This is a genomic window from Rhodoferax sp. (genome assembly GCF_037143375.1).
Classification (GTDB): domain Bacteria; phylum Pseudomonadota; class Gammaproteobacteria; order Burkholderiales; family Burkholderiaceae_C; genus Rhodoferax.
Map to the genome: position 1 here is coordinate 1 of NZ_JBAWYV010000304.1, position 1,790 is coordinate 1,790.

The 1,790-nt window shown below is 49.4% G+C and carries 1 protein-coding gene and 1 pseudogene; both read left to right on the forward strand.

The features are described from left to right. Nucleotide 1: 1 nt before the first annotated feature. Nucleotides 2-256: pseudogene (locus WCG50_RS19255) on the forward strand (HigA family addiction module antitoxin); the annotation flags it as partial. A gap of 344 nt (nucleotides 257-600) precedes the next feature. Beyond that, complete coding sequence (locus WCG50_RS19260) at nucleotides 601-1,737, forward strand: ABC transporter substrate-binding protein (protein ID WP_336901207.1); 1,137 nt, start codon at nucleotides 601-603, stop codon at nucleotides 1,735-1,737. Nucleotides 1,738-1,790: the final 53 nt, after the last annotated feature.

A 1,790-nucleotide genomic window follows, 5' to 3' on the forward strand; every position in this document is an offset into this window, starting at 1 on the left:
CGTGAACAGTATGTTTGAGCCACTTCACCCCGGTCTTACGCTTCGAGATAACGTGTTGCCCGCGCTGGGACTGAGTTCTGCCCAAGCTGCTAAGCAGTTGAACGTGTCACACGTAGCCTTGTCACGCGTTCTGAATGGATGGGCTTCAATCTCTCCTGAAATGGCACTGCGCATTGAAGCTTGGTTGGGGATTCAGCGTGGAGGCGATGCAAGCCTATGGCTGGCAGAACAAAGCGCCTATGACGTTTGGCAGGCAGAACAACGATTTAAGTTAGCCCTCAAATATGTTCAACCGGCGCCAGCAGTTGCAGCAAGCCTTGACGAAACCATCAATGAAATTATTAAGGGCTGGAAAGTGGTGAAACACAGAGCAAGAACATGTTTTAGTGAGCCATTTCTAGAACTAACCACAATAAAGGTCAACGATGGACATGAGTATGAAAAAGAGCCTTAGTGATAAACCCCAAGACTAGCATCCTACTTCACGCCTCAGGAATTTCAATTCAGTGCAGTTATTGCAGTTAGGTATGACATTTAACTTCGCTGATTGGTCCCTCAGGTTTTTGCCCATCCGAAATTTCTTCATTAAAGGTCATGAGTATGCTTCAGCTTCCATTGAATCGTCGAAACTTGCTAGGAACCGCAGGTGCCCTGTTGCTCTCACCTTGTGTTGCTGCAGTTGCACCCGCCAAAACTCCAGCAGTCAAGCGAACTTATACCATTGCCCAGGTCATCGACACCTCGACTGCGCAGCAGGATGTGTCCAAGGACATCATGATCGGCTCACGAGCAGCCTGGCAGGATATAAACGCCCAAGGTGGTGTTCAAGGTCATCAGATCCGCCACGCAACGTTCGAGGTTGACGGCACCTCACAAAGCGTTCAGACTGCACTGCAAGCTATTAGCGACGATGCAAGCTGTATTGCGATTAGCGCCGCTGCTGGTGAGCGCGCGGCATTTGAACTAGTTACTCAGATTCGTAAGAAGAGCGTTTTTATAGCGAACATCGCACCTTGGCTACAGAACTCAGCTCTGGCAGTAGATGAAAAAACTTTTCCAATCTTTGCTGGTCGTCAAGAACAAATCGGTCACGCGTTGCGAAACTTAACCGAACAAGGCGTGCGTGATGTTGGTGCTGTCTATGCCACTGAGCAGGATATGAATCAGTATCGCGACGACATCGATCGCCTTGCGGGCAGTCTAAAATTGAAAATTCGGACATTTGAGGCAAAAGGCGACGTGACGGGGATGGGTAGTCGCCTCACGCCTGATACACCTGCCATCTTGCTATTTGTTGGCGGTACACCGGAGATTATTTCATTTATGAAAGGCGCTAGTGCTTTGAATCAGCGCTACATAGTCGCTCTAGCAGACGTCAATCTGCAAACGCTTATCCAACTCGGCAGTCAACGTAAGACGACTGTCATTGGTACGCAGGTAGTGCCCGTCATGTCTAGTAACCTGTCCATTGTGCGTCACTACAAAGCAGTGATGGCGAAACTTTTTGAGGAGCCACCAACGGCGTTGAGTCTAGCCGGATTTATTGCGGCGCGTTATACCTTCGAGGTACTCAATTCAATTGACGGCCCTGTAACCCGTAAGAGTGTGTTGGAGACCTTCCAGAAACGATCCCTCGTTGACGTTGGCGGCTTTCGTGTTAGCTTTGATAACACGCGCCGCAGCGTCAACTTCGTTGCGCAGAGCTTGCTTACAGTCGACGGACGCCTGATCAGTTGATTGTTTCGAAAACCCAGACTTCTATCAATCGAAACCCGCAACCAGTTTTGAGC